This window comes from uncultured Cocleimonas sp. (assembly GCF_947495625.1).
Lineage (GTDB): Bacteria > Pseudomonadota > Gammaproteobacteria > Thiotrichales > Thiotrichaceae > Cocleimonas.
This window is the reverse complement of sequence record NZ_CANLZW010000033.1, coordinates 16,258-39,100: the sequence shown is the minus strand read 5'-3', so window position 1 is coordinate 39,100 and position 22,843 is coordinate 16,258. Positions and strand designations below refer to the sequence as shown.

The 22,843-nt window shown below is 40.5% G+C and carries 22 protein-coding genes and 1 pseudogene; 11 read left to right on the top strand and 12 right to left on the bottom strand.

Annotated features, from left to right (window positions below; all coding sequences use genetic code 11):
* Positions 1 to 78: 78 nt before the first annotated feature.
* Both cysQ and nudE read right to left on the bottom strand, forming a co-directional pair.
* Positions 79 to 915 (bottom strand): 3'(2'),5'-bisphosphate nucleotidase CysQ, encoded by an 837-nt coding sequence (gene cysQ, locus Q1A31_RS16545; protein WP_299879308.1) that lies wholly within the window; start codon positions 913 to 915, stop codon positions 79 to 81.
* 18 nt (positions 916 to 933) lie between these two features.
* Complete coding sequence (gene nudE, locus Q1A31_RS16540; RefSeq protein WP_299879305.1) at positions 934 to 1,512, bottom strand: ADP compounds hydrolase NudE; 579 nt, start codon at positions 1,510 to 1,512, stop codon at positions 934 to 936.
* Positions 1,513 to 1,533: 21 nt separating this feature from the next.
* Here nudE and yrfG point away from each other — a divergent pair, with 21 nt between their 5' ends.
* Entirely contained in the window at positions 1,534 to 2,205 is a 672-nt protein-coding gene (gene yrfG, locus Q1A31_RS16535; RefSeq protein WP_299879302.1) for a GMP/IMP nucleotidase, read from the top strand.
* Positions 2,206 to 2,269: 64 nt separating this feature from the next.
* Here the strand turns inward: yrfG and ruvB are convergent, their stop codons facing one another.
* The 4 genes from ruvB to Q1A31_RS16515 all read right to left on the bottom strand — a co-directional run bounded on the left by ruvB (position 2,270) and on the right by Q1A31_RS16515 (position 4,748).
* Positions 2,270 to 3,328: a Holliday junction branch migration DNA helicase RuvB gene (gene ruvB / locus Q1A31_RS16530; RefSeq protein ID WP_299879299.1), complete on the bottom strand. Its 1,059-nt coding sequence runs from the start codon at positions 3,326 to 3,328 to the stop codon at positions 2,270 to 2,272.
* Positions 3,325 to 3,918 carry a Holliday junction branch migration protein RuvA gene (gene ruvA / locus Q1A31_RS16525; RefSeq protein ID WP_299879296.1) on the bottom strand — a complete coding sequence of 198 codons (594 nt, stop codon included), beginning with the start codon at positions 3,916 to 3,918 and terminating at the stop codon, positions 3,325 to 3,327. Before ruvA ends, ruvB begins: the two co-directional genes overlap by 4 nt.
* The gene (ruvC, locus tag Q1A31_RS16520) at positions 3,915 to 4,412 is read right to left on the bottom strand and encodes a crossover junction endodeoxyribonuclease RuvC (protein ID WP_299879293.1); all 498 of its coding nucleotides are present in this window, start codon (positions 4,410 to 4,412) and stop codon (positions 3,915 to 3,917) included. Before ruvC ends, ruvA begins: the two co-directional genes overlap by 4 nt.
* A gap of 171 nt (positions 4,413 to 4,583) precedes the next feature.
* The gene (locus tag Q1A31_RS16515) at positions 4,584 to 4,748 is read right to left on the bottom strand and encodes a rubredoxin (RefSeq protein ID WP_299879290.1); all 165 of its coding nucleotides are present in this window, start codon (positions 4,746 to 4,748) and stop codon (positions 4,584 to 4,586) included.
* Positions 4,749 to 4,992: 244 nt separating this feature from the next.
* Between Q1A31_RS16515 and pilB the strand changes: the two genes are divergently transcribed.
* The 6 genes from pilB (at position 4,993) to Q1A31_RS16485 (ending at position 14,103) form a co-directional block, all read left to right on the top strand.
* Positions 4,993 to 6,702 (top strand): type IV-A pilus assembly ATPase PilB, encoded by a 1,710-nt coding sequence (pilB, locus tag Q1A31_RS16510; protein WP_299879288.1) that lies wholly within the window; start codon positions 4,993 to 4,995, stop codon positions 6,700 to 6,702.
* A gap of 15 nt (positions 6,703 to 6,717) precedes the next feature.
* Entirely contained in the window at positions 6,718 to 7,953 is a 1,236-nt protein-coding gene (locus Q1A31_RS16505) for a type II secretion system F family protein (protein WP_299879285.1), read from the top strand.
* A gap of 65 nt (positions 7,954 to 8,018) precedes the next feature.
* Complete coding sequence (locus Q1A31_RS16500; protein ID WP_299879282.1) at positions 8,019 to 8,870, top strand: A24 family peptidase; 852 nt, start codon at positions 8,019 to 8,021, stop codon at positions 8,868 to 8,870.
* Positions 8,871 to 8,982: 112 nt separating this feature from the next.
* On the top strand, positions 8,983 to 10,032 hold the full coding sequence (locus tag Q1A31_RS16495; protein ID WP_299879279.1) for an efflux RND transporter periplasmic adaptor subunit: 1,050 nt from the start codon (positions 8,983 to 8,985) through the stop codon (positions 10,030 to 10,032).
* 25 nt (positions 10,033 to 10,057) lie between these two features.
* A complete protein-coding gene (locus Q1A31_RS16490; RefSeq protein WP_299879276.1) occupies positions 10,058 to 13,258 on the top strand; it encodes an efflux RND transporter permease subunit in 3,201 nt (1,066 codons plus the stop codon).
* 155 nt (positions 13,259 to 13,413) lie between these two features.
* Positions 13,414 to 14,103 carry a metal-dependent hydrolase gene (locus Q1A31_RS16485; RefSeq protein WP_299879273.1) on the top strand — a complete coding sequence of 230 codons (690 nt, stop codon included), beginning with the start codon at positions 13,414 to 13,416 and terminating at the stop codon, positions 14,101 to 14,103.
* Positions 14,104 to 14,249: 146 nt separating this feature from the next.
* Here the strand turns inward: Q1A31_RS16485 and Q1A31_RS16480 are convergent, their stop codons facing one another.
* From Q1A31_RS16480 to Q1A31_RS16460, 5 genes and pseudogenes are all read right to left on the bottom strand, one after another.
* Entirely contained in the window at positions 14,250 to 14,873 is a 624-nt protein-coding gene (locus tag Q1A31_RS16480) for a DUF4202 domain-containing protein (protein WP_299879270.1), read from the bottom strand.
* Between the two features lie 152 nt (positions 14,874 to 15,025).
* Positions 15,026 to 15,481 carry a CZB domain-containing protein gene (locus Q1A31_RS16475; protein WP_299879268.1) on the bottom strand — a complete coding sequence of 152 codons (456 nt, stop codon included), beginning with the start codon at positions 15,479 to 15,481 and terminating at the stop codon, positions 15,026 to 15,028.
* A gap of 135 nt (positions 15,482 to 15,616) precedes the next feature.
* The gene (locus Q1A31_RS16470; RefSeq protein WP_299879265.1) at positions 15,617 to 16,306 is read right to left on the bottom strand and encodes a YafY family protein; all 690 of its coding nucleotides are present in this window, start codon (positions 16,304 to 16,306) and stop codon (positions 15,617 to 15,619) included.
* A gap of 40 nt (positions 16,307 to 16,346) precedes the next feature.
* Positions 16,347 to 16,541, bottom strand: a pseudogene (locus Q1A31_RS16465) (DUF6500 family protein).
* A 94-nt stretch (positions 16,542 to 16,635) separates the two neighbouring features.
* Positions 16,636 to 17,022, bottom strand: a complete 387-nt coding sequence (locus Q1A31_RS16460) for a VOC family protein (RefSeq protein WP_299879262.1) — start codon at positions 17,020 to 17,022, stop codon at positions 16,636 to 16,638.
* Positions 17,023 to 17,230: 208 nt separating this feature from the next.
* On the opposite strand from Q1A31_RS16460, the gene rph reads away from it, so the two are divergent.
* The 4 genes from rph to Q1A31_RS16440 all read left to right on the top strand — a co-directional run bounded on the left by rph (position 17,231) and on the right by Q1A31_RS16440 (position 20,224).
* Positions 17,231 to 17,944 carry a ribonuclease PH gene (rph, locus tag Q1A31_RS16455; RefSeq protein ID WP_131904603.1) on the top strand — a complete coding sequence of 238 codons (714 nt, stop codon included), beginning with the start codon at positions 17,231 to 17,233 and terminating at the stop codon, positions 17,942 to 17,944.
* On the top strand, positions 17,944 to 18,669 hold the full coding sequence (rdgB, locus tag Q1A31_RS16450; RefSeq protein WP_366943040.1) for an RdgB/HAM1 family non-canonical purine NTP pyrophosphatase: 726 nt from the start codon (positions 17,944 to 17,946) through the stop codon (positions 18,667 to 18,669). The genes rph and rdgB overlap by 1 nt, the downstream gene beginning before the upstream one ends.
* Entirely contained in the window at positions 18,656 to 19,408 is a 753-nt protein-coding gene (locus Q1A31_RS16445) for a 1-acyl-sn-glycerol-3-phosphate acyltransferase (RefSeq protein ID WP_299879259.1), read from the top strand. Before rdgB ends, Q1A31_RS16445 begins: the two co-directional genes overlap by 14 nt.
* Positions 19,409 to 19,528: 120 nt before the next feature.
* A complete protein-coding gene (locus Q1A31_RS16440; RefSeq protein WP_299879256.1) occupies positions 19,529 to 20,224 on the top strand; it encodes a pathogenesis-related family 1 protein in 696 nt (231 codons plus the stop codon).
* Positions 20,225 to 20,265: 41 nt separating this feature from the next.
* Here the strand turns inward: Q1A31_RS16440 and pbpC are convergent, their stop codons facing one another.
* The gene (gene pbpC, locus Q1A31_RS16435; RefSeq protein WP_299879253.1) at positions 20,266 to 22,662 is read right to left on the bottom strand and encodes a penicillin-binding protein 1C; all 2,397 of its coding nucleotides are present in this window, start codon (positions 22,660 to 22,662) and stop codon (positions 20,266 to 20,268) included.
* Between the last annotated feature and the right edge of the window lie 181 nt (positions 22,663 to 22,843).

The following is a 22,843-nucleotide window of genomic DNA, read 5'->3' as shown; positions in this document are numbered from 1 at the left end:
TGAATGCTATTTACGTTTTTGTTCTTTTAAAACGTAAATAGCATTTATGCTCCGCTAGTGGACGCGTTGGATTATCTATTACGAATCAATCAAAGACTTGGGAAGGTACTTATTCCAGGCGACTGAGTTATTACCTATGGCAAAGAAATATGGGTTTAATAATGAATCTTTAGTGTTGTAGAGCAACGGCGACATATCAATGTTCACGATCTTTCCACCCGCTTCATTCAAAATACAGTGAGCTGCAGCCGTGTCCCATTCTGAGGTTAGCCATAATCGTGGATACAAATCAGCATTGCCTTCAGCCACCATACACATTTTTAGTGAACTACCCATGCTCTGTAGATCATACTGGCCATTATCTGCTTCATAATTTTCCAGAAACTTAACCATGTCTTCGCCCGTATGCGAACGACTACCAACGAAAATAGCAGTATCCGGCACATCACGAGAATGAATCGCTTCTGGTTCAGTCGAGCTTTTATCGCTAGTCTTAAAACTCCCAAGACCTTTACCGGCAAAATAACTTAAACCCAAAGCAGGCGCATAAACAACACCCATAATAGGTTTATGTTGATCAATTAAAGCAATGTTTACGGTAAAGCTATCCCTTCGATTGATAAACTCTTTAGTACCATCCAGGGGGTCGACCAGCCAGTAGGTGTCTCTTGACGCTCTCTCTTCAAAAGGAAGATGAGCTGACTCTTCTGAGAGGATTGGAAATTGCAGGTCTAATTTTTTTAATTCTTCGTCGATGTATTTATTTGCTGCAAGGTCTGCCGATGTTACAGGGGAATCATCAGATTTAGTTTCTGTGTCGAAACCACTCTTATAAATCTCCATTATTTTTTCACCCGCACCTACTGCGATACGACGAATTTCTGGCAATAATATTAATAGCTGTTCTTGATTCATTTCTTCGGCTCTTATCGTTTATGGGTTTTTAGCTAAGTGTTGTTTTAATAAATACACTGCCGCCACACTTCTACCTTCTGCAAAATCATCTCTTTCGATGAGTTGATCTATTTCACTTAACTTCCACGGAACCACTTCAATTTGTTCAGGCTCGTCACCTTCTTCACGACGTTCAGATAAATCTTCAGCCAAAATAATATTAGTTACATGCCCCAAATAACCAGGCGCTAAACTCAATGCTTTTAACAAGGTTAGTTTACCTGATTGATAACCAACTTCTTCCATAATTTCGCGATTCGCTGCATGCAGGGTTTCTTCGCCTACTTCCACTTTGCCCTTAGGAAAAGCTAATTCATAGCGTTCTGTACCCGCTGCGTATTCACGAATTAATAGCACGGTGTCTTCTTGACCCTCTTTTCGCAGGATAGGGACAATAAGCACTGCGCCAACGCCACGACTGACTAATCGTTCATATTCTCGTTTTTCGCCGTTTGAAAACTCGAGATCCAATGCTTCTATTTCAAATAAACGGCTACTGGCAACTTTTCTGGTTTGATGTATGGTGGGTAACTTATTTTTCAATTTTTGATCGCTCATGGCTGAGGAGTTTACAGGCAGATGAAGGCAATTCCCATTGATTGGCAAAACATATCAACCGTTTTTCTTGATATGGACGGCACCCTTTTGGATTTACACTATGACAACCACTTCTGGTTAGAACATATCCCTAAACGCTATGCAGAAAAGCACGATTTGAGCATTAATGAAGCAAGTGAGCTGTTAGAGAAAAAGACATCTGCAATTGCTGGCACTCTAGACTGGTATTGTCTTGATTACTGGCAAGATAATCTGGATATGGATATTGTGAGTCTAAAACATGAAGTGGCAGAGAAAATTGCTATTCGTGAAAATGTAGTGGAATTTCTTGAACATCTTCGAGCTTTGAATAAAAGAATTGTGTTGCTTACAAATGCGCACAAAAAAACCATTGAGGTAAAGTTTTCATACATTTCTATAGAACAATATTTTGATCGTATTATCACTTCGCACGATATTGGAATCGCCAAAGAAGAAGATGGTTTTTGGGATGAACTCGAGAAGACTGAAGCTTTTTCGCGAGAACAAAGTTTATTTATTGATGATAATTTAGATGTTTTAAAAGCAGCGCAAAAATCTGGAGTAAAACATTTACTATCAATTTCTAGACCAGATTCTAATCAAGCCGCTAAAGACACTGAACATTTTATAGCTGTGGATTGCTATTCCCAATTATTAACGAGCAATAATTAATTAAAAAAGTGCCCTAAAGGTGGGGGGTGGCTTTCTTTACTTAACTTTTAGTTACAAAAGGTCGTTATAGTAGATCGCCACTCTCTTGAGAGCTTTTAGGAGCGTTTAAACCAAAATGCTGCCAAGCATGGCGAGTTGCAACACGGCCTCTTGGAGTACGCATTAAAAATCCTTGCTGAATTAAGAATGGCTCAATCACATCTTCTATAGTGCCGCGCTCTTCACCAATCGCAGCCGCAATACTTTCAACACCTACTGGGCCACCATCAAATTTTTCCATAATGGCAAGCAAGACACGTCGATCCATGTGATCGAAACCTAGATTATCTACATTGAGCATATTCAGTGCTAAATCTGAAATTTCTTTTGTGATTTTTCCATCCGATTTTACTTGTGCATAATCTCTAACACGACGTAGTAATCGATTTGCAATACGAGGCGTGCCACGCGAACGACACGCAATTTCCGCAGCGCCATTATCATCAATTTCTACCTTAATGATTCCAGCTGCTCTTTTAACGATATGCGTTAAGTCTTTAACATTATAAAATTCGAGGCGCTGGACAATACCGAATCGATCTCTTAACGGAGACGTTAATAACCCCGCTCTTGTTGTTGCTCCGACTAAGGTAAATGGAGGAAGGTCTAATTTTATTGATCTAGCCGCAGGCCCTTCACCAATCATAATATCGAGCTGAAAATCTTCCATTGCTGGATATAGGATTTCTTCTATCACGGGGCTTAAACGATGAATTTCGTCAACGAATAACACGTCGTTTTCTTCAAGATTGGTTAAAAGTGCCGCTAAATCACCCGCTTTTTCTAAAACCGGACCTGAGGTCTGTCTTAAATTAGCGTTTAATTCATTTGCAATGATGTGTGAGAGTGTGGTTTTACCTAAACCTGGAGGGCCAAAAATTAGCACATGATCAAGTGCCTCCCCACGTGCTTTGGCTGCAGGGATAAATATCTCCATCTGCTCACGAACAACCGGTTGCCCTACGTAGTCTTTTAAATATTTGGGGCGTATCTTCTCTTCGATATCATTGGTGGCATCATCCAATCCTGCCACTGGTGAAATTATTCTATCGTTACCAAAGTCGTTAAATGGGTCATCACTCACGATAAGCTGGCCTTAAGAGCTTTTCGTATAAGTTCTTCTACTGATAGCCCTTCCCTTGAATATTTTGAGACCATTTTACTGGCTTGAGCAGGTTTGTAACCTAAAGCGAGCAATGCTTCTGTTGCTTCTTCTTCCATATTTCTCGCTGAAGCAGGTATAGAAATATCTGCTTCTAATTGTCCTGAAGGCTCTGGCAAGCAATCTCTCATCTCTATAATCAGCCTTTCTGCCGTTTTTTTACCGACTCCTGGTAGTTTTGTTAAACCTGCAACATCATTGGCATGTACACGTTGGGAAAATTCGTTAGCTGTCATTCCAGAAACAATAGCTAGTGCCATTTTAGGCCCTACGCCATTTACCTTTAATAGAATCCTGAATAATGCACGCTCTTCAATTGAGCTGAATGCGTATAAGGTATGTGCATCTTCCCTAACAATCAGGTGTGTGTATAAGGTGACTTCAGTATCGATTGCTGGAAGATCAATAAAAGTAGTAAGAGAGGCAAGCAGTTCGTATCCGACACCACCCACATCTAATAATAATTCAGGTGCTTGTTTTTGTAAGATGATGCCACGTAATAAACCAATCATTTTAACAGTGCTTCCTGTAGACGTATTTTAGTAGAACCCACATGCGCGTGGCTTAACGCTATTGCCAAGCCATCCGCTGTATCTGATTGTAGTTTACCTGATAGGTTTAATAACAGTTTTACCATGTGCTGGACTTGTGATTTATCTGCATTACCCTTTCCTACAACAGCTTGTTTAATTTCGCGGGCACTGTATTCAAAAACTGGAACATTTTGCATCACAGTTGCACAAATAGCCGCCCCTCTTGCTTGCCCTAGTTTTAATGCAGAAGAAGGATTATTTGATAAGAAAACATCTTCAATAGCCATTTGGGTTGGCTGATATTCTCTTATGATTAATTCGATTTCTTTGTATATTTTTCCCAAACGTATAGGAAATGGATCGTTGCCTAAACGAATACAAGTACTGTGTACATGCTGACTGTATCGGCCATCACTATCAATAATCCCAATACCTGTAATTCTTGAGCCTGGATCTATTCCTAGAATTCTCATAATAAAACCAGTTTAATATTTAGAGGAAGTGATACAGGAACATGTTATAGAGATCTTTGTATTGCAGCGTCTCTCTTTCTTTTTAATCATTCTTTCCCCTAATTATCATTTTGATTCAAATAATAACATAGAAGGGGAAAAGTGAGATAATAGAGCTGTTGTCCTTGAAGATTAAATTTCAATCATTTCAAATTCTGACTTACCTACGCCGCAGTCTGGACATTCCCAACTCTCTGGTACATCTTCCCACTTTGTACCCGGTTCGATTCCATCTTCTGGCCACCCCTGTTCTTCCTCATAAACAAGACCGCAAACAATACACATATATGACTTCATGGTTTAAAACTCTTTAATAACTATTAGATTAATCTTTAGCATGGAGGTGGAAACTGTAATATCAAATATTCTCTATTTTAACTAAGGTTATCAATTAATTTCTATATAAATAGAAAGAATGACTCAAAAGAAAACTACCGATTATCTTGAGAATCTTCCAAATCTTCTTGAGTAACTTTAGAATGCTTAATGTGTCTTCCTAAATAAATCTAATAATAAATAGAGACAGAGTCCTTAAATAATAATGACAACGGTTCAAAACAAAAATCTTCCCAGCCTGCTAAAGAAATTAGTCGCTGATAAGAAACTAACCCAAGAAGTTGCTGAAAAGGCTGTAGCTGATTCGACTGAAAGGGGTGTTTCTATTACGACGCATCTAGCTCAGCGGAAATTAATCGATGAGAATGATCTCGCTGTTTATAACAGTAAAGAGTTCGGCCTAAGTCTAGTGGATATTGACACTATAGATATTTCTATGGATGTCGAAAGCCTGCTCCCAAAAGAAATGATGCGGAAAACTCAGCTTTATCCGCTATTCAGAATGGGTAAAGCTATTACAATTGCTGTAGCTGATCCTTTCTTTCTCTCTCACTTAAGTGATGTCAGATTTGCAACAGAGTTAATGCCTGAACCTGTCATTGTTGAATACTCTAAACTACAAAAACTTTTAAATCCTGAATACAGTGATTCTGCCGTTAGCTCAGGAATGACTATTTCTTCTGATACAGCGGCTCAAGACCTCGTTATAGAAACCAATGAATTGGAATCAGAAGAGGAAGAAGATGATTCTGGCGTAGATGTTACTGAGTTCTTAAATGAGCTTTTGTCACACGCAATTAAAAAGAAGGTTTCAGATATACACATCGAGCCTTATGAGAAAATTTTACGTGTAAGATTCCGTTTAGATGGAATGTTGCAAGTGGTAAGTATGCCACCAAAAGCCTTAGCGAGAAAAATGACTTCGCGTATCAAAGTCATGGCCCAGCTGAATACTTCTGAAAGACGTATACCGCAAGATGGTCGCATTCACTTCAGAATGGGTGAAGATAAATATATCGATTTTCGTGTCAACACATTACCTACTTTGTACGGTGAAAAGATCGTAATGCGTATTCTTGATTCTGATACTGCAGCTCTTGGCATCGACGTGCTTGGCTTTGACGACAAACAAAAAACAGACCTGTTAACGGCACTAGGCAAACCAGATGGAATGATTTTGGTAACAGGGCCTACAGGTAGTGGTAAAACAGTAACGTTATATGCCGGTCTAAATATTCTTAATACTTCAGAGAGAAACATCTCGACTGCAGAGGATCCTGCGGAAATACAGGTACCTGGTATCAATCAGGTTAACGTAAACAATAAAGTCGGACTTACCTTTGCAAGTGCACTAAGAGCTTTTTTACGTCAAGATCCAGATATAATAATGGTTGGTGAGATTCGAGACCTTGAAACCGCAGAAATTTCTGTTAAAGCGGCGCAAACAGGTCACTTGCTGTTATCAACCCTACATACAAATAGTGCTCCAGAAACACTTACTCGCTTAATCAATATGGGTGTTCCTGCATTTAATATTGCATCCTCAGTTCATTTAATTGTTGCCCAACGCCTTGCTCGAAGATTATGTAAAGAGTGTAAGGTTTTAGTTGAAGATGTTCCAAAACAGGCTCTCATTCAGCTTGGGTTCGATGAACAAGAGATAGACTCCATTGAAATATATGAGCCAAATGGATGCGGCGAATGTGCGAATGGCTATAAAGGTCGTGTAGGTATCTATCAAGTCATGCCTATTTCTTCAGTAATGGAAACTATGATTATGGATGGTGCAAATTCCTTAGAAATAGCAATTCAATCTAAAAAAGAAGGAATCAATGATTTAAGGCAATCAGCATTGAACAAAGTAAAACAAGGTGTAACTTCTCTTGCTGAATTAGAACGTGTCACTAAAGATTAATATCAGGAAATTAATATGGCAACCGCAGTAGCAAATAAAAAAAACAGTAAATTAGATCAGCCTACTTTTGTATGGGAAGGTATTAATAAAAGTGGAGTAAAAATTCGTGGTGAGAATCAAGCAACGAATGAAAACTTCCTTAGAGCTGAATTAAGAAGACAGGGCATTAGCCCAAAGTCTATCAAAAAGAAAAGCAATAGACTTTCAGGTGGGAAAATTAAGCCTGTCGATATTGCTCAATTTGCACGTCAGTTAACTACGATGATGCGAGCTGGTGTCCCGATGGTTCAATCTTTAGAACTTATCAGTAATGGTCACGAAAACCCTAAAATGCGTGAATTAATCAAAAAAATTACTAAAGATATAGAAGGTGGTGAAGACTTAGCCGGTGCGCTTTCTCATCACCCACTCTATTTTGATAGCTTATTTGTAAATTTAATAAGAGCAGGTGAACAGGCCGGTACTTTGGAAGATATGATTGACAAAGTAGCCACCTATAAAGAAAAAACTGAAAGGATGAAAGCCAAAGTTAAAAAAGCGATGATGTATCCTGTCATTGTTATTATTGCAGCGGTCGTTGTTTCGGTGATAATGCTTGTGTGGGTTATTCCAACCTTTAAAGACATATTTGCAGGTTTTGGTGCAGATTTACCTGCCTTTACACTTTGGGTTATTGGATTATCTGAATGGTTGCAGGCTAATTGGTGGTTACCCCTCATTATAACAATAGGTAGTATTGTTGGATTTACTCAGGCGAGAAGGAGATCCAAAAAGTTTCATCGTTTTGTAGACAGACTATCATTAAAAATCCCATTAATGGGAGTTATCATCAATAAATCAGCTGTTGCAAGATTTTCGCGTACACTATCAACGATGTTTGCTGCGGGTGTACCAATGGTTGAAGCGATGGACGCTGTAGCAGGAGCTACAGGCAATATAGTTTACGAAGAAGCTACCATGCAAATTAAAGAAGACACTTCTAAAGGTGTGCAACTTCATGTAGCAATGACAACTACACAGGAATTTCCTAGCATGGTAGTGCAAATGGCTAAAATAGGTGAAGAATCTGGGCGACTTGAAGAAATGCTAGATAAAGTTGCAGATTATTTTGAAGAGCAAGTTGATGATTTGGTAGATACACTATCAAAACAAATGGAACCTATGATAATGGCTGTTCTTGGTGTTTTAGTCGGTGGTTTAGTTATAGCCATGTACTTACCGATCTTTAAGTTAGGAGCTGCAGTAGGTTAAAATAATTAATCTAAAGGGCTTAGGGGAAATAAATGGAATTGATTTCACTATTGAGGGAGAACACTATGTTCTTCCTCACGGTTGTAGGGTTGTTTTCACTACTTGTTGGTAGTTTCTTAAACGCGGCTATATATCGTATTCCAATCATGTTACAGCAAGGTTGGAGGGAAGAGTGCGAAGAACTATTTGGCGGGGATCACTCAGATCCTAACCATGACTCTTCCAAAAAATTCAACTTATTCGTACCAAGATCACAGTGCCCTCACTGTGGGCATATGATTACTGCTATAGAAAATATACCGGTACTAAGTTATCTATTTTTAAGAGGAAAATGCTCCTCTTGTAAAACAGGCATCTCAATTCAATATCCTCTGGTAGAGCTAGCAACAGCTACAGTTTCAGTTTTTGTTGCGTGGAAAATTGGTTTTGGTTGGCAAACACTTGCTGCATTAATTTTCACCTGGACATTAATAACACTGTCGTTGATTGATGCGAAAACCATGTTACTACCAGACAACCTCACCATTCCATTAATGTGGTTAGGAATTGCTGTAAATTTTCAAGCAATGTTTGTAGATCTAAAAAGCAGTATCTTGGGCGCAATGATAGGCTATATGTCCTTATGGAGTCTTTTCCACTTGTTCAAATTAATCACTGGAAAAGAAGGAATGGGCTATGGTGACTTCAAAATATTAGCTGCTATTGGAGCATGGGCAGGCTGGCAAGTGTTACCTTTTACAATTTTCGCCGCATCTTTAGTTGGAGCTATCGTTGGTATATTAATGATGGTTTTACAAGGCCAGAAAGAGAGTCAACCAATACCATTTGGACCATGGTTAGCACTTGCAGGTTTTATTGGATTCATATGGAGAGAGCCCATCATAAATTCTATGTCAAATTATTTTGGTTTAGCTTAAAAGACAACTTACCAGGAAGAGTTTCCTCCTTAGGATAATACGTTAAGACATCTCATATTGAGTAATAGCCAGTGAAATTGACATACCAATAGGTATGCTGGAGACTACCTATATGAACGCTCGAACAATAAAAATGAATTTATCCAAATATGCATTGTTAATTCTCTGCATATTAATGCCCTATAAAATATATAGCGACAACAAGTTATTAAACGTAAGCATTGTGCCGCTTTCCTCTGTTCTCATTTCTACCAAAAATAGCGGCCCTGCAAATATTATTAGCACAAATCACTCTACATTGAGTGCGGAAATTACAGGCAGAGTAAATTCTATAAACACTGAAGCTGGCTCTTTTGTTCGAAAAGGGGAAAAACTCGCTTCATTAGATTGTAGAAGTTACCTTTTAGTTAAGAAACAAGCAAAAGCTGCACTGAAAGTCGCGGAAACCCAACTGAATTTAGCCAAGAAACAGCTTGCTCGAAATCAACGATTAATCAAAAATGGTACAATACCTCGAGAACTATTCGAGAGAACAGAAGCCACTCAACAGACTTCGCTAGCGGATATCGAACTAAAGAAAGCATCAATAGAGAACACAGAACTGACTATTGAGCGATGTACAATCAAAGCGCCTTTTTCAGGTCAAATCACCCAAAAAATCGTACAACAAGGACAACTTGTTTTACCCGGCACTGCTCTTTTTCAATTAATGGAAGATGCGGCATTAGAAGTTAAAGCGGACATACCAGTGACATCTATCAATGAGGTTAAAGGCGCAAATCTGATTGAGTTTGTTGCTGGCGAAGAAAGAATCAAAACATCTATTCGAAGTATTATTCAAAATGTTGACGTGACAAGCCGAACCCAGGAAGTTCGCTTAATCTTACCTGACTCTACTCACCTTGCTGCTGGAATATCCGGAAGAATTGAATGGAGCAATGGCAACTTGCAAATACCAACCGAATTTATTCAAAGAAAAGGCCAAAACCTCGGCATTATGATTGCTGAAGATATCGTTGATGGTACCGGAAAAGCAAAGTTTATCGTGCTAAAAAATGCCATAGAAGGACAACCAGCAAATATCGATTTACCCCAACAAACAGCAATCATCAATAAAAATCAATTCAGGGTCAGTGATGGACAACTTATTAGTATTCAGTAGCTAATAAGAATAATCCCTAACATTTATGTATTCACGCCTCATCCAAAATCACGTACTTGCAAACCTAACATTTGTATTAGTGCTGATTATTGGATTCTTGTCCTATAAAGAAATGCCTCGCCAACAAGATCCGACCATAAATTTTAATTGGATAACCATCATCACCGCGTTACCCGGCGCTTCCGCATCAGATGTAGAAAAAAGAGTAACAGATGTACTGGAAGATTCTATCAATGGCATCTCAGACATGAACTTCGTCTCAAGTAATAGCCGTGAAAATATTTCAAGCATACTAGTCCGCTTCGAAGATATTCCTGAAAGACGTTATGACAAAAGGCTCGCTGATTTACGCCGTGAATTACAAAATGTACAAAACGAATTACCCGAAGAAGCACTAGATTCTCAAATATTAGAAATTACTTCAGGCAATGCATTCCCCGCAGCACTAGTTGCTGTAGTTTCAGATGCTGATGATGAGCGATTACGAAAACGTGCCCAGACTGTTAGTGACTCTATAGAACAAATGAAAGGCGTTGATCGTGTAGATTCTGTCGCACTTGATGACCCTGAACTGCAAATTAATTTTATTCCCGAAGCTCTGGAATCGTTACAACTCACACCTGGAAAACTCGCTGATTCACTCAAACTTTGGTTTCAAGACGTATCAGCCGGAACGACAAGCATCGGCAAACAAAGTTGGCTAGTTAGAATAGTGGGAAAAAACAGTGACCCATCTGAAGTGGCTCAATTTCCTATTCCTGGTTTAAATGGTGAGGTACCACTTTCTCGTGTTGCCGTTGTGCAACGAGCACGTAAAAAAGCCTCTCAAGAAGTCAGTATCGATGGAAAACCCGCGGTTTTACTATCAGTAATGAAGCAAGATAACACTAACGTTATTCAACTTGTTGACCAGTTAAATCAGTGGGTTGACGAACAAAATAGCATTACAGAAAACACCGGCATCCAATTACAAATGGTCGATGACCAAACCTTACCGACAAAACAAGCGATTAACATCATGCAAAGTAATGCACTGATTGGCTTGTTACTGGTATTGATTGTGGCATGGCTATTTTTAGGCACTCGAATAGCTCTATTAACTGCCATTGGTATTCCTTTTATATTGGCAGCCACATTCTGGGTATTGGCGGCTAATGGAGAAACCCTGAATATCACAGTATTGCTAGGTGTTGTGATTGTATTAGGAATGCTGGTAGATGATGCAGTGGTTGTGGTTGAATCAATTTATTACCGACTTCAAAGAGGCATGAATTCTCTAGATGCCGCAACTGGCGCTATGAAAGAAGTTGCTCTTCCGGTTACTACGGCAGTTTTAACCACGATTGCTGCTTTTCTACCATTAATGTTATTGCCAGGAATTTTGGGTAAATTCATGCGTGTGATACCGATGGTAGTCACCATTGCTTTAATTATTAGCCTGATAGAAGCCTTTTGGATGCTTCCATCTCACGTTCATGGCGCTAGAATTAACTTTTCTAAACCCTCAAGAATTCAACGATGGCGTGAATCCTTTATTCACTGGATTCAGCTCAAATACTCTAAAATTCTAATCCGTGCATTGCGTTGGCCGAAAATGACGCTTCTCACAATTTTCCTAGCGTTTGTCACGGCCATTGGTGCCCTTAGTGCAGGAATGATTCGAGTCGATTTTTTCGCTTCAGATACCTTAAGAATTTTCTATGTAAATGTTGAAATGCCAACATCAACCCCTTTGGATGAAACGCTAAGTACCACGTTGAAAGTAGAGGCAGCCATTAAAAAACACCTTAAAGGCGCTACAGAAAATATCAAAGAAAACCCGGATACTGTTAGAGATGCCCGCTCAGTCGCTAGTTATGCTGGTCTTATGTTTACCGAAACAGAACCCATGTACGGCGATCAATACGGACAGATTGTTGTAAGCCTGTTGCCGATGGATCAAGGCTCACGCGATGTAGACACTATTATCAATGAAATGCGAGAAGACGTCACAAGTGTCGTTGGGGCAAACAACATTTCATTCTTAAAACTTCAGGGCGGTCCACCTTCCAGTAAGCCAATCAGTGTTAAAGTTAGAGGCGATGACTACCAGACTATCAAGCAAGCCAGCGACAAACTTCGTGAAATTTTAGAAGGCATCAAAGGCATAAAAGACATCAGTGATGATGCCAGTCGTGGTCGTATGGAACTCACCTTGAAGATGAATCACGATGCGGTTCGCCGTTCGGGTATAAACCCTATGGATATAACAAGAACCGTTCGTTTGCTCGTTGACGGTGAAGTCGTAGCAGAGATGCAAGACAAAGGTGAAAAACTACAAATCCGCGTGAAAGCAGACTCAACCAAAAGCAATGATATTGGCGAATTACTAAGATTCAGAATACCCACTCCTAGTGGTTCGAGCATTCCACTAAACCAGTTAATGACTCAGGAACGTGGCGTATCTTTGGGTAATATTCGTCATTACAATTTCAGAAGAGCGATTACATTAGAGGCAGATATTGATAAGCCCAAAGGAAAAGAAGACTTTATGGCTTGCCGTTTACGTCCCGCACTTTATGGAGAAGAGCGTGACTACAGTCAATGTGAATTAGATACGGTGACCGCCAATAAATTGATGCTAGATGGTTGGGAAAAGTATCGTAAGGATTTCCCCAGTATTGACCTCGATTTTTCAGGACAACTGGATGATATCAAAGACAGTATTAACTCCATAGCCAAGCTGTTTTTGATTGGAATAGGTTTGATGTATTTGATATTAGGCACTCAATTCAAAAGTTATTTTCAACCTTTTATTATTCTTGCAACCGTTCCACTTGCTTTTACAGGTGTTATTTTAGGGTTATTAGTCACGCAAAACCCGCTGAGTTTATATACCTTATACGGTGTTGTTGCTTTAGCCGGGATTGCAGTAAATGCGGCGATTGTGCTTATATCTGCTGCCAATGACCGAATTTATACCGGTATGTCGGCTGTTCACGCAACCATCTATGCATCACGACGACGCGTAATTCCTATAATGATTACGACGTTAACCACTATTGCCGGATTAATGTCATTAGCAGTTGGGTTAGGCGGTCAATCCCTAATCTGGGGGCCTGTTGCCACTTCCATTGTTTGGGGTGTCGGCTTCTCATCCCTACTCACACTGTTTGCTATTCCTACCCTGTATCTTGCGGGGATGAGAAGAAAAGAACGAAAACGTAGAAAGCAATTGAAGAACTAGGCACACCTTAAGAATAAAAAAGCCTTAGTAAATTTCTAGATAAAATAATCACTACTACGACAACATATTGATATTTAAGTCGTTGATTTATATTAAGCCTAGTCTATGATTCTACCTTCAATATTTAAGCTCATTAAAAGAGATTCTAATAATAAATGGCAAATTTCAATACGCATTTAGGAGTAGCAGCCGTTGGCTCTGGCATGCTCGCGACGCTCTGTTTACAAGTAGGTTTAGTCGATGCAAAAGACGCAATACTGCTTGCAAGTATGGGGGTGGTAGGCGGAATTTTACCCGATATCGATTTACACTATTCCTACCCTAGTCGTATTTTGTTCTCGTTATTAGGCATAGTGGCGGCATTTCTCTGGGTGTTTGCCGCAGAAAATGATCTGCCCATCATCTATCTGTGGGGAGCAGGTTTAGGTGTGTATTTAATCGTTCGTTATCCCATCTGGAGCGTATTTCAAAAATTGACTGTCCACCGCGGAGCAATTCATTCTATTGGTGTCGCTATTCTATTCGCCTTTGCAACAGCAGCAATCAGTTATCACTTTTTTGCCAGACCGGCATTTATTTCCTGGTTGATTGCGTTTTTTATCTTTTCAGGGTTTATTTTGCATTTATTATTAGATGAAATGTATAGCGTTGATTTTATGGGGCATCGACTCAAAAAATCTTTCGGTACCGCGCTCAAGCTCATTGACTATAAAGACAAAACAAGCAGTGCAGTCATCATTTTAGCTATTGTCGGACTATGGTTTGTTACACCTGATACCCGAGCTTTTATCGATACAATCACTAGCCCCGAGACTTATCGTGTGATCTCAGAACGCTTACTTTAGATAATGAGTTTAAATTGAAAATGACACCCCCCTACTTTTAGGGGGTTTTTATATGAAAAGACTTCACTCAGCTGAGATTTAGAACAACCTCAGTAATTATTATATTTTGATCTTATTAGACTGATATTCAGATCATGTATTTTAAATTAAGTAGCGGCAGCTTTTGCTAATGCTTTTTGAATGACTGGCACTAAACCTTCAGGTAATTTCACACTGCCAGAAAGCGCAAAATCGTGTGCTGCTGGTGACATTTTTTTCCAGGTACGAATAATAATGTCGATCCATTTATCTTCATCATACTCAGTAAACTTTTCATACATCGCCGTCATGTAATGTTCGATAAACGTTAATGCCGCAATATCTTCAACGACTTGTGTATCTGGATTTGTTTTTAAGTTTTTCTTGTTTATAGCGAGTTTAACCCGCTCAATTGTTTCTTCGTCATAGCCTGCTTCTGTTAAATATTTTGCAGCAGTTTCTGCGTGAAATTTATATAGATTGGTTCGCCAAAGATGATAACCCTTGCGGTTCATTGGGTAGTCGCTTCTTGGAGATTTCCAACGCTCGATGTGTTGTGCCGCAACGGAAAGTTTAGCAACATCTTCAGCATCTGGAATAAAACGTGAAAGCATATCCAACATACGTTTTGAGTAAAGCAACTCTTTAGGAATATCTTTCCCGTCTTCTTTCTCAATATTTGGATCTTTGCTATTCGCTGCATCGTATAAAGCTAGGGCTTCTTCTAGCATTTTCTGGTTTGATGAACTCATTGGAACTCCATTAGGATTTGCTTATTTAGATTGGCTATTCTAACGGAAAAAATATCTTTTAAAAATGAGAATTATATTTACGCGGTTATTTTAAGACCTTTGCTCACACAGTCATTGAGTAACTAGCCATGAAATAACTATCGATGTATTAACTAATTCAACCAGCCATTATCAAAATCTTGTTCCTGCATCGCATCGACTTTCTTCTCGATAGTATTCAATGCCCGAATCATGGTGACTGTTTTCTTTTCCAAGTCTTTAAGTTTTTTCATACGGAATGGTGTTTCATCGACTGGCACTTCAACCTCATCTGCTGTGATTAAGGTAGACCGAGCTTTCTTACGTCGATCGAATGTAATGTAATACAAAGACGTATAGGCCTTATGAATCTCTTCATGAAGTGCATAAACATCCCTCAGTTGCGGGATATTAACCAGCTTAAACCCTTCTTCTTGATACCACTTACCAAAGGCACAGTCTTTACAATCTACTGGTTTTTTTACCTGATCTTCAGGCACACCTTTAACCAGTTTGTAACCTTGTTTGATCCATTCGATATGGTCTGGTTTAGCCTGCTGTAGGCTTTTAATAATATGCGCTTTATTCATGATGGTTTGATTATTTTTAAAATTATAAGCACCTGTGCCATCGGTTTTTTAGATTTGGTTTATATTTGCTCTCACCAATCAATTACCGTTATTTCAATCATAACCAGCTTTTCAACTATTTCAACGAGATTCAGATTAACTGCAATATTGTTTCTTTTCGTGTTCAATCATATCTTCCAGAGTTTTACCCTTTTCGTGCGGATAACTGTCAGCGAGAACCTTCAATACCTGAATTCTATCCAAACGAAAAACACGAAACTCCTGACGTAATTCACACCACGCACCAATGGTCCAGATTGATCCCCAGAAAAACAGACCTAACGGCCAGATTGTTCTTTCCGATGCTGTGCCGTCAGCACGCGTATATTGCATACTCAATTTAAAACGGTTATCAGCTGCTTTGCGCACCTGCGTCATCATCGATGCGACTTTGGGGTGAATCCGCATATAGGGTGAAAACATTTTGGTTTCATCGAGACTGGATTTTAAATCAGCGGGTAGGACCGTTTCGATTTTGCTCAGTACTGATTGAGCGGCGGTCGCTAGTTCAGGGTCTGCCCAGCTATCTACTAATCGTGCCCCTAACGTTAGAGCACTAATTTCCTCTTTTGAGAACATCAGTGGCGGTAAATCAAATCCGCGCCTGACGACATATCCTATGCCCGCTTCACCTTCAATTTTCACACCCGAAAGCATTAAATCTTTGATGTCTCGATAAATTGTGCGCTCAGATACCTCTAGTCTTTCTGCTAACCATGCTGCTGTCGTTACACGTCGAGTACGAAGAAATTGTACTATTTGAAAGAGTCTGTCAGCACGCCTCATAGATCCATTTATCCTTAATTATTGGTAGTCACCCCCTTACTTACAGGCCCTTTTCTATCATATCCCTAATCTTATGAGCCTTCTCAAAATGATCTAATCGATGCGTTTGAATCCATCAGGTGGCAACTTCCATCAAACTCTCAGGGTCAGTGTTTTTATTCGCAAAAAATGCGTAGAAAGACACCCCCACCGATTGCCCTTTTTCCGATATTTTCTTATCGCATATCTGAATCATTTGAGTTTTTAACTCTGATCTCAGTTCTGTCATAAGTGATACGCTTTAAAAAAGTGCCTCAAAGTAGGGGGGTGACTTAATAAAACGATTGCAATTATTCCTGATCAAAATAGCTGATAATAGTTAGAGTAGCACCTTGAGGGTCACTAATGACACACATGCGCCCTACCGTAGGAATATCTCTAGGCTCTAATAATATCTTACCACCCAGTGCTTCGGCCTGTTTCGCGCTGACTTCGACGTCATCAACTGTAACATAAGCGCCCCAGTATGGAGGCATCTCACCACATTCTGGAGTTAATGGCATTAAGCCTGCTTTCATTTCATCGTCAATCTTTGCCAGTGTATATGGTTGATCCATTTCCATGTCTTCCATCTGCCAGTTGAACATTTTTCCGTAGAAGGCTTTTGCGCCTGCCACATCTGTTGTCATTAATTCATTCCAGCTAAATGCACCGTGTTGTTTCATTGGGTTACTCATTCCTATCTCCTTTCTTTTGTGTCTATTGCGTTATTTAAAAGCTTGTTTGCTTCTACTGGTATTTGCTCTGTGTTTGCCTACCCACAAACAAACTATACGACAGCCCTGCTGACAGCATTGTGTCAGTAGTCTTAAAATAATCGTATTTAAATGAAATTTTTACAAAGCTCCGTATAATCTGCGTTTTTCAAATTCAAGAGATACGTCTATGAGACCTAGTGGTCGCGCCAACGATGAAATGCGCCAAGTTAAATTTACCCGTAATTACACCATGCATGCTGAAGGCTCAGTTTTAGTTGAATTTGGAAACACCAAAGTGTTATGTACGGCGACGATTGATGAACGCACACCACCCTGGTTACGCGGTAAAGGCCAAGGCTGGGTAACGGCTGAATATGGCATGTTGCCACGCTCGACTAATTCACGTATGGGTCGTGAAGCGGCACGCGGCAAGCAAGGTGGTCGCACCATGGAAATTCAGCGATTAATTGGGCGTTCTTTACGTGCGATTGTTAATCTTGAAGCATTGGGCGAACGCCAAATCATCGTCGATTGTGATGTTATTCAGGCAGATGGCGGCACCCGAACCGCTTCTATCAGTGGTGCTTACGTTGCTTTGTGCGATGCGGTGCAAACTCTACTAGACTCTAAGAAAATCAAGAGAGATCCACTGATGGGGCAACTTGCTTCGGTTTCAGTCGGTATTTATAAGGGAAACCCAGTACTCGATCTTGATTATGCGGAAGACTCTAACGCAGAAACAGATATGAATGTCGTGATGAACAACGCAGGACACTTCATAGAAGTGCAAGGTACTGCTGAAGGTCATGCTTACAGCCGCGATGAAATGAATGCTATGCTTGATTTAGCGGAGAAAGGCATCAACGAAATCATTGAAATACAGGATGAAACACTAAAATAGTGAATACAGACGCCACAGCACCAAAACAGAAAGTCGTACTTGCCAGCGGAAATGCAGGAAAGTTGCGCGAATTCTTTGAAATTCTCGGTAGCGCGGGTTTCGAAGTTGTGGCGCAGTCTGATTACGATGTAACAGAGGTGCCTGAAACGGGCCTTACATTTGTTGAAAACGCAATTATCAAAGCACGAAATGCAGCACAACAAACAGGTTTACCTGCCTTAGCGGACGACTCAGGAATAGAGGTTGACGCACTGAACGGTCAGCCCGGTATTTACTCCGCGCGTTATTCCGGCGAAGGTAATGCGGCAAACAATCAAAAACTGCTAGAAGAAATGAAAGATGTACCAGATGAGAAGCGCACGGCGCGTTTTCGCTGTTGCATCGTCTTCATGCGACATGCTGAAGACCCTTCTCCATTAATTGCAGATGCGAGTTGGGAAGGTACTATTTTAAAGGAGCTATCAGGCGCAAATGGCTTCGGATACGATCCTCTTTTTTATGTACCTAGTTTTGGTAAAAGCTCAGCGGAGCTAAATTCAGACGAAAAAAATAGCGTTAGTCATCGCGGTAAAGCACTAGAAATCATGTTGCAGCTGATGAAAGATAACGTTTCATTATCTGTTGAAGACTCTTTATCCGTTGAAGATTCTCTAATTGTTAAAGACTCTCTAAACGCTGAAGACTCTCTAAACGCTGAAGACTCTCTAACCGTTGAAGACTCATAATCCTTTGAATACGCCTCTACTTTACATTCGCGCTACTTTATATTGGATTGGATTACTCACCAGCACAATATTCTACGGTTTATTTTCACCCCTTTTGTTGATGCTAGGGCCAAAACTCAGCTATCGAACAGTATTGCCATGGACACACTTTAATATCTGGTGGTTAAAAGTAACCTGTGGAGTCAATTACAACATTATCGGCAAAGAGAATATCGACCTGAATAATCGTGGCATTATTCTCGCAAATCATCAGTCAACGTGGGAAACCATGTTAATACCGACGCTGTTACCGACAACATCGTGGGTCTTGAAAAAAGAACTCACCTGGATACCTTTTTTTGGTTGGGCGCTCATAACCACCAAACCTATTGCAATAGACAGAAAATCGGGCGCTTCTGCGGTCGAGCAAGTAAAAAAACGCGGTAAGGAACGTCTTGATGAAGGCAATTGGATTTGCATGTTTCCAGAGGGAACCCGTGTTTTACCAGGACAAAAGAAAGCCTATCGAATGGGTGCTGCATTGCTTGCTGAATACAGTGGTTATCCTGTTTACCCGCTTGCACATAATGCCGGAGAATGTTGGCCAAGGCATAGTTACATCAAATTGCCCGGTACAATCACCGTGAGTATCGGAAAACCGTTTAGCGTAGAAGGTTTAACAGCAGAACAGATCAATGATAAAGTAAGAAACTGGATCGAGGCAGAGATTGAAAAAATGCCGCCAGCAGTAAAAAAGTAAATTTAATAACGAACTTAAGCCGCACCCCGAACTCTTTAAGAAATAACAATAATTAGAGTCACCCCCCTACTTTTAGCGGGTTTTTCGGGGCCATTAAAGAAAATATCTATACACTGACTTATGCGTACACGTATCAAACCCATTCAAAGAAGCATGCTCTTCTTTATAAGTAGCTTATTACTAATCTCCTGTTCTGTTGAACAAAAAGAATCTCCCCCGCTTGAAATTATCGAACCTACAGAAGAATTAGTAGAGGGATTTACACATGACCCAAAAAATATTGAATTGCCTCCTGAAGATCCAATCGAGCAGCAAATCATTGAAGTTCGACCACCCGCTAAACCACCTTTATCAAAATCTCAGCTTTTTTCAGGAGTACTAAAATCTCATAATAGAGTAAGAGCCAAACATCGTCTTAAGCCACTAAAGTGGTCAAATAAACTAGCAAGATATTCAAAAGAATGGGCTAATCATTTAGGTTCAGGGTCAAGCTGTACAATGCGTCATAGAAGCGGGCAACCTCCTTATGGTGAGAATCTATACTGGTCAAGCGCAGTAGTGTGGAGCGATGGATTTCGCGAAACCAATCGGGTGACCATTAAAGATGTCGTAAAAGCGTGGACAGATGAAGAGCGCTGGTATGATTACCAAAGCAATAGTTGTAAACCTGGACAAAAATGCGGTCACTACACGCAAGTCGTTTGGAAGAACACAACCGAAGTTGGCTGTGCCGTAAAAGTCTGCAACGACAAATCACAAACATGGGTTTGTAGTTATAACCCACCCGGTAACTTTACGGGTATGAGGCCTTACTAAGCAGTCGCACGTTTTAGCTCTTTTTCATTCTAAAAACAGTGTTATTGGCTCAGCACCTGAAAACTCTGTTCAACACGATTCCCTTTCTCGTCCACCAAAGTAAGTCGATGTTTGCCAGCCGCCAGCCATATTGCTTGCTCATGATAAGTTTGTGTTGTTCCCAGAAAATCATCATCCAGATGCCAGAATAACTGTGCTTCTGGATTTCCGTGGATTGCCTGAAAGACCGTTTTACCTTTCTCTCCCGTTAATTCTTTAGGGATATAAATCTGCGTGTTTCGTCTGGGATAAATCAATGAAATCGGACTGTCTTTTGATGCGACTGTTTCCACTTTTTGGCAATCTTCTCGCCACTCAGGCATGACTTTGTAATTAGCATGAAATTGTTGATAGTAATAAGCCTCATCGGGCGGCAAAACGAACCAGTCTTTATGCTCCATTGCAGCCACTGATTCACAACCGCTATGCACGCGAAGCTGGGTTAACTTATCCAGATGAATACGCTGATGATTGGGTGAAACACGATCGAAATGGCTACTTGCAGGAATATAATAATCTTTCGCTTCACAATTTTGATTAGCCAAAAAACCATCGTCTTTGCATATAGAAACCAATTTCATTTGCTCGATAGGCTTTCTAAACCATTTTGAATCCAGTGAAAGCCGATTAAAGACATCAAATAAAATTGGGGCAGCGACCTTCACTCCGGTCATACCTTGCCGTCCTTCTCCGGCGGCATTTCCAACCCAGACTCCAACGGTATATTTTGGCGTGGTACCCAATGCCCATGCATCACGATGGCCAAAGCTTGTGCCGGTTTTCCAGGCTATTTTATGCGTACTGTTAAAGCGTTTCCAGTACGCTTCACTTCCCGGTCGGCCAACTTCTAACAACGCTTGTAAGGTCATCCAGGCGCTTGCAGGGCTGAGTTGATTTTGTTTGGATGTTTGCGCTTTTTGTTGCTGTAGAATAATCGGCTGTAACATTTTTCCTTGTTGAGCATCCGAGTCATGATCAGAATCTAAACCTTGCTGAGCCCGATTAGCTAAATTGGCGTACATTCCGGTTAAATCCCAAAGCGTCCCTTCTGCGCCACCAAGTATCAGCGGCAAACCGTATTCACGAGAACGTCTATGCAGCGTACTCATGCCCATATTCTTTAGCGTTGCTAAAAAGCGTTCTACACCGTGATAACTCAGCATATTCACCGCAGGTATATTCAGCGAACTGGCTAATGCCTGTTTTGCCCGCACAGCACCCCGGTACTTACGATCGAAGTTTTTAGGGCGATATCCTGTATAACGAATCGGTGCATCTGCCACTAGCATTTCAGGCAACAACTCACCCTGTTCAATCATGCTTGCAAACAGAAACGGCTTGAGCGTACTTCCGGTACTTCTAGGGCGTTGGATCAAATCAATCGCCTGACCATGCTCAGCTTTTTCTTTTAGTGGCGGCGCATTGCCAACATATGCCTTTATTTCAAAGCTGTTATTGTCGATAACGACAATTGCGAGATTATGGATATCCTTTAACGCGTTTAATTGACCGTAGTGTTTGCCGATTTGATTGACTTGAGACTGCAATACATAATCAATGGTGGTATTAAACCGCTTGTGATTTTCGGTAGAATTTGCCTTCGCTTTAGCAATTAAAGTGTCTAATAAATGCGGTGCCATTCTTGGCAATAAATTGGGTTTCTCAGGCAATGGTTCGGCAATTGCTAATTGATAATCAAGCTTGCTGAGTTTCTCTTGCTGGAGTAATTTGAGTAATAAACGATCGCGCTTGGCTTTTAAGGTATCACGCTTTCTACCGGGATGAATCAGTGCAGGACTATTTGGAAGTACCGCCAACATCGCACTTTCAGCCCAGGATAATTGTTGCGGATTACGCCCAAAATAACGCCACGATGCCGCTTCTAAACCAACCACATTCCCACCAAACGGTGCGTGGCTTGCATAATAATTCAGGATTTGATCCTTGCTGTAACGAGTTTCCAAACGTAGCGCACGAAATGCTTCGATGGCTTTCTCAGTCAGTGAACGTTCCGGGTTTTGTGAGGCAAGTCGAATCACTTGCATCGAAATGGTACTTCCGCCACTAACAATGCGACCCGCCTTCAGGTTTAATTTAAGCGCACGCGCAATGGCTAAAGGGTCCACGCCAAAATGCTTATAGAAACGTTTGTCCTCGAAAGCGACGAGACTGGCTTTGAATTTATCGGGGATTTGTTTTAGCGGAGGAAAACGCCACTGCCCATCTTTTGAAATATGTGCACCTAGCAACTTACCTTCTTTACTCAGCAAGATACTTGATACAGGCGACTTAAACAGCGGCTCAGGCAGGCAAAAGTAGAAGGCGGTGATTCCGATCAAGACAAAGATAAACAGTAACGACCTGCCTTTGCTTTTTGTTAGTGACTTGAATGGTTTCACGGTTCTTATATAAAAAAGTGGCTAAAAGGTGGGGGGTGGCTTGAGTTACTTAATAACAGTTAACCCAGCATAACCATTGTACATCGACGATTCCTTATGGAATCTACGATAGACTTTAGTGAGCTTATCGTTTTGTATTTTAAAACGAATAACTCATTTATTTGGCTAGACATTTCTCGCT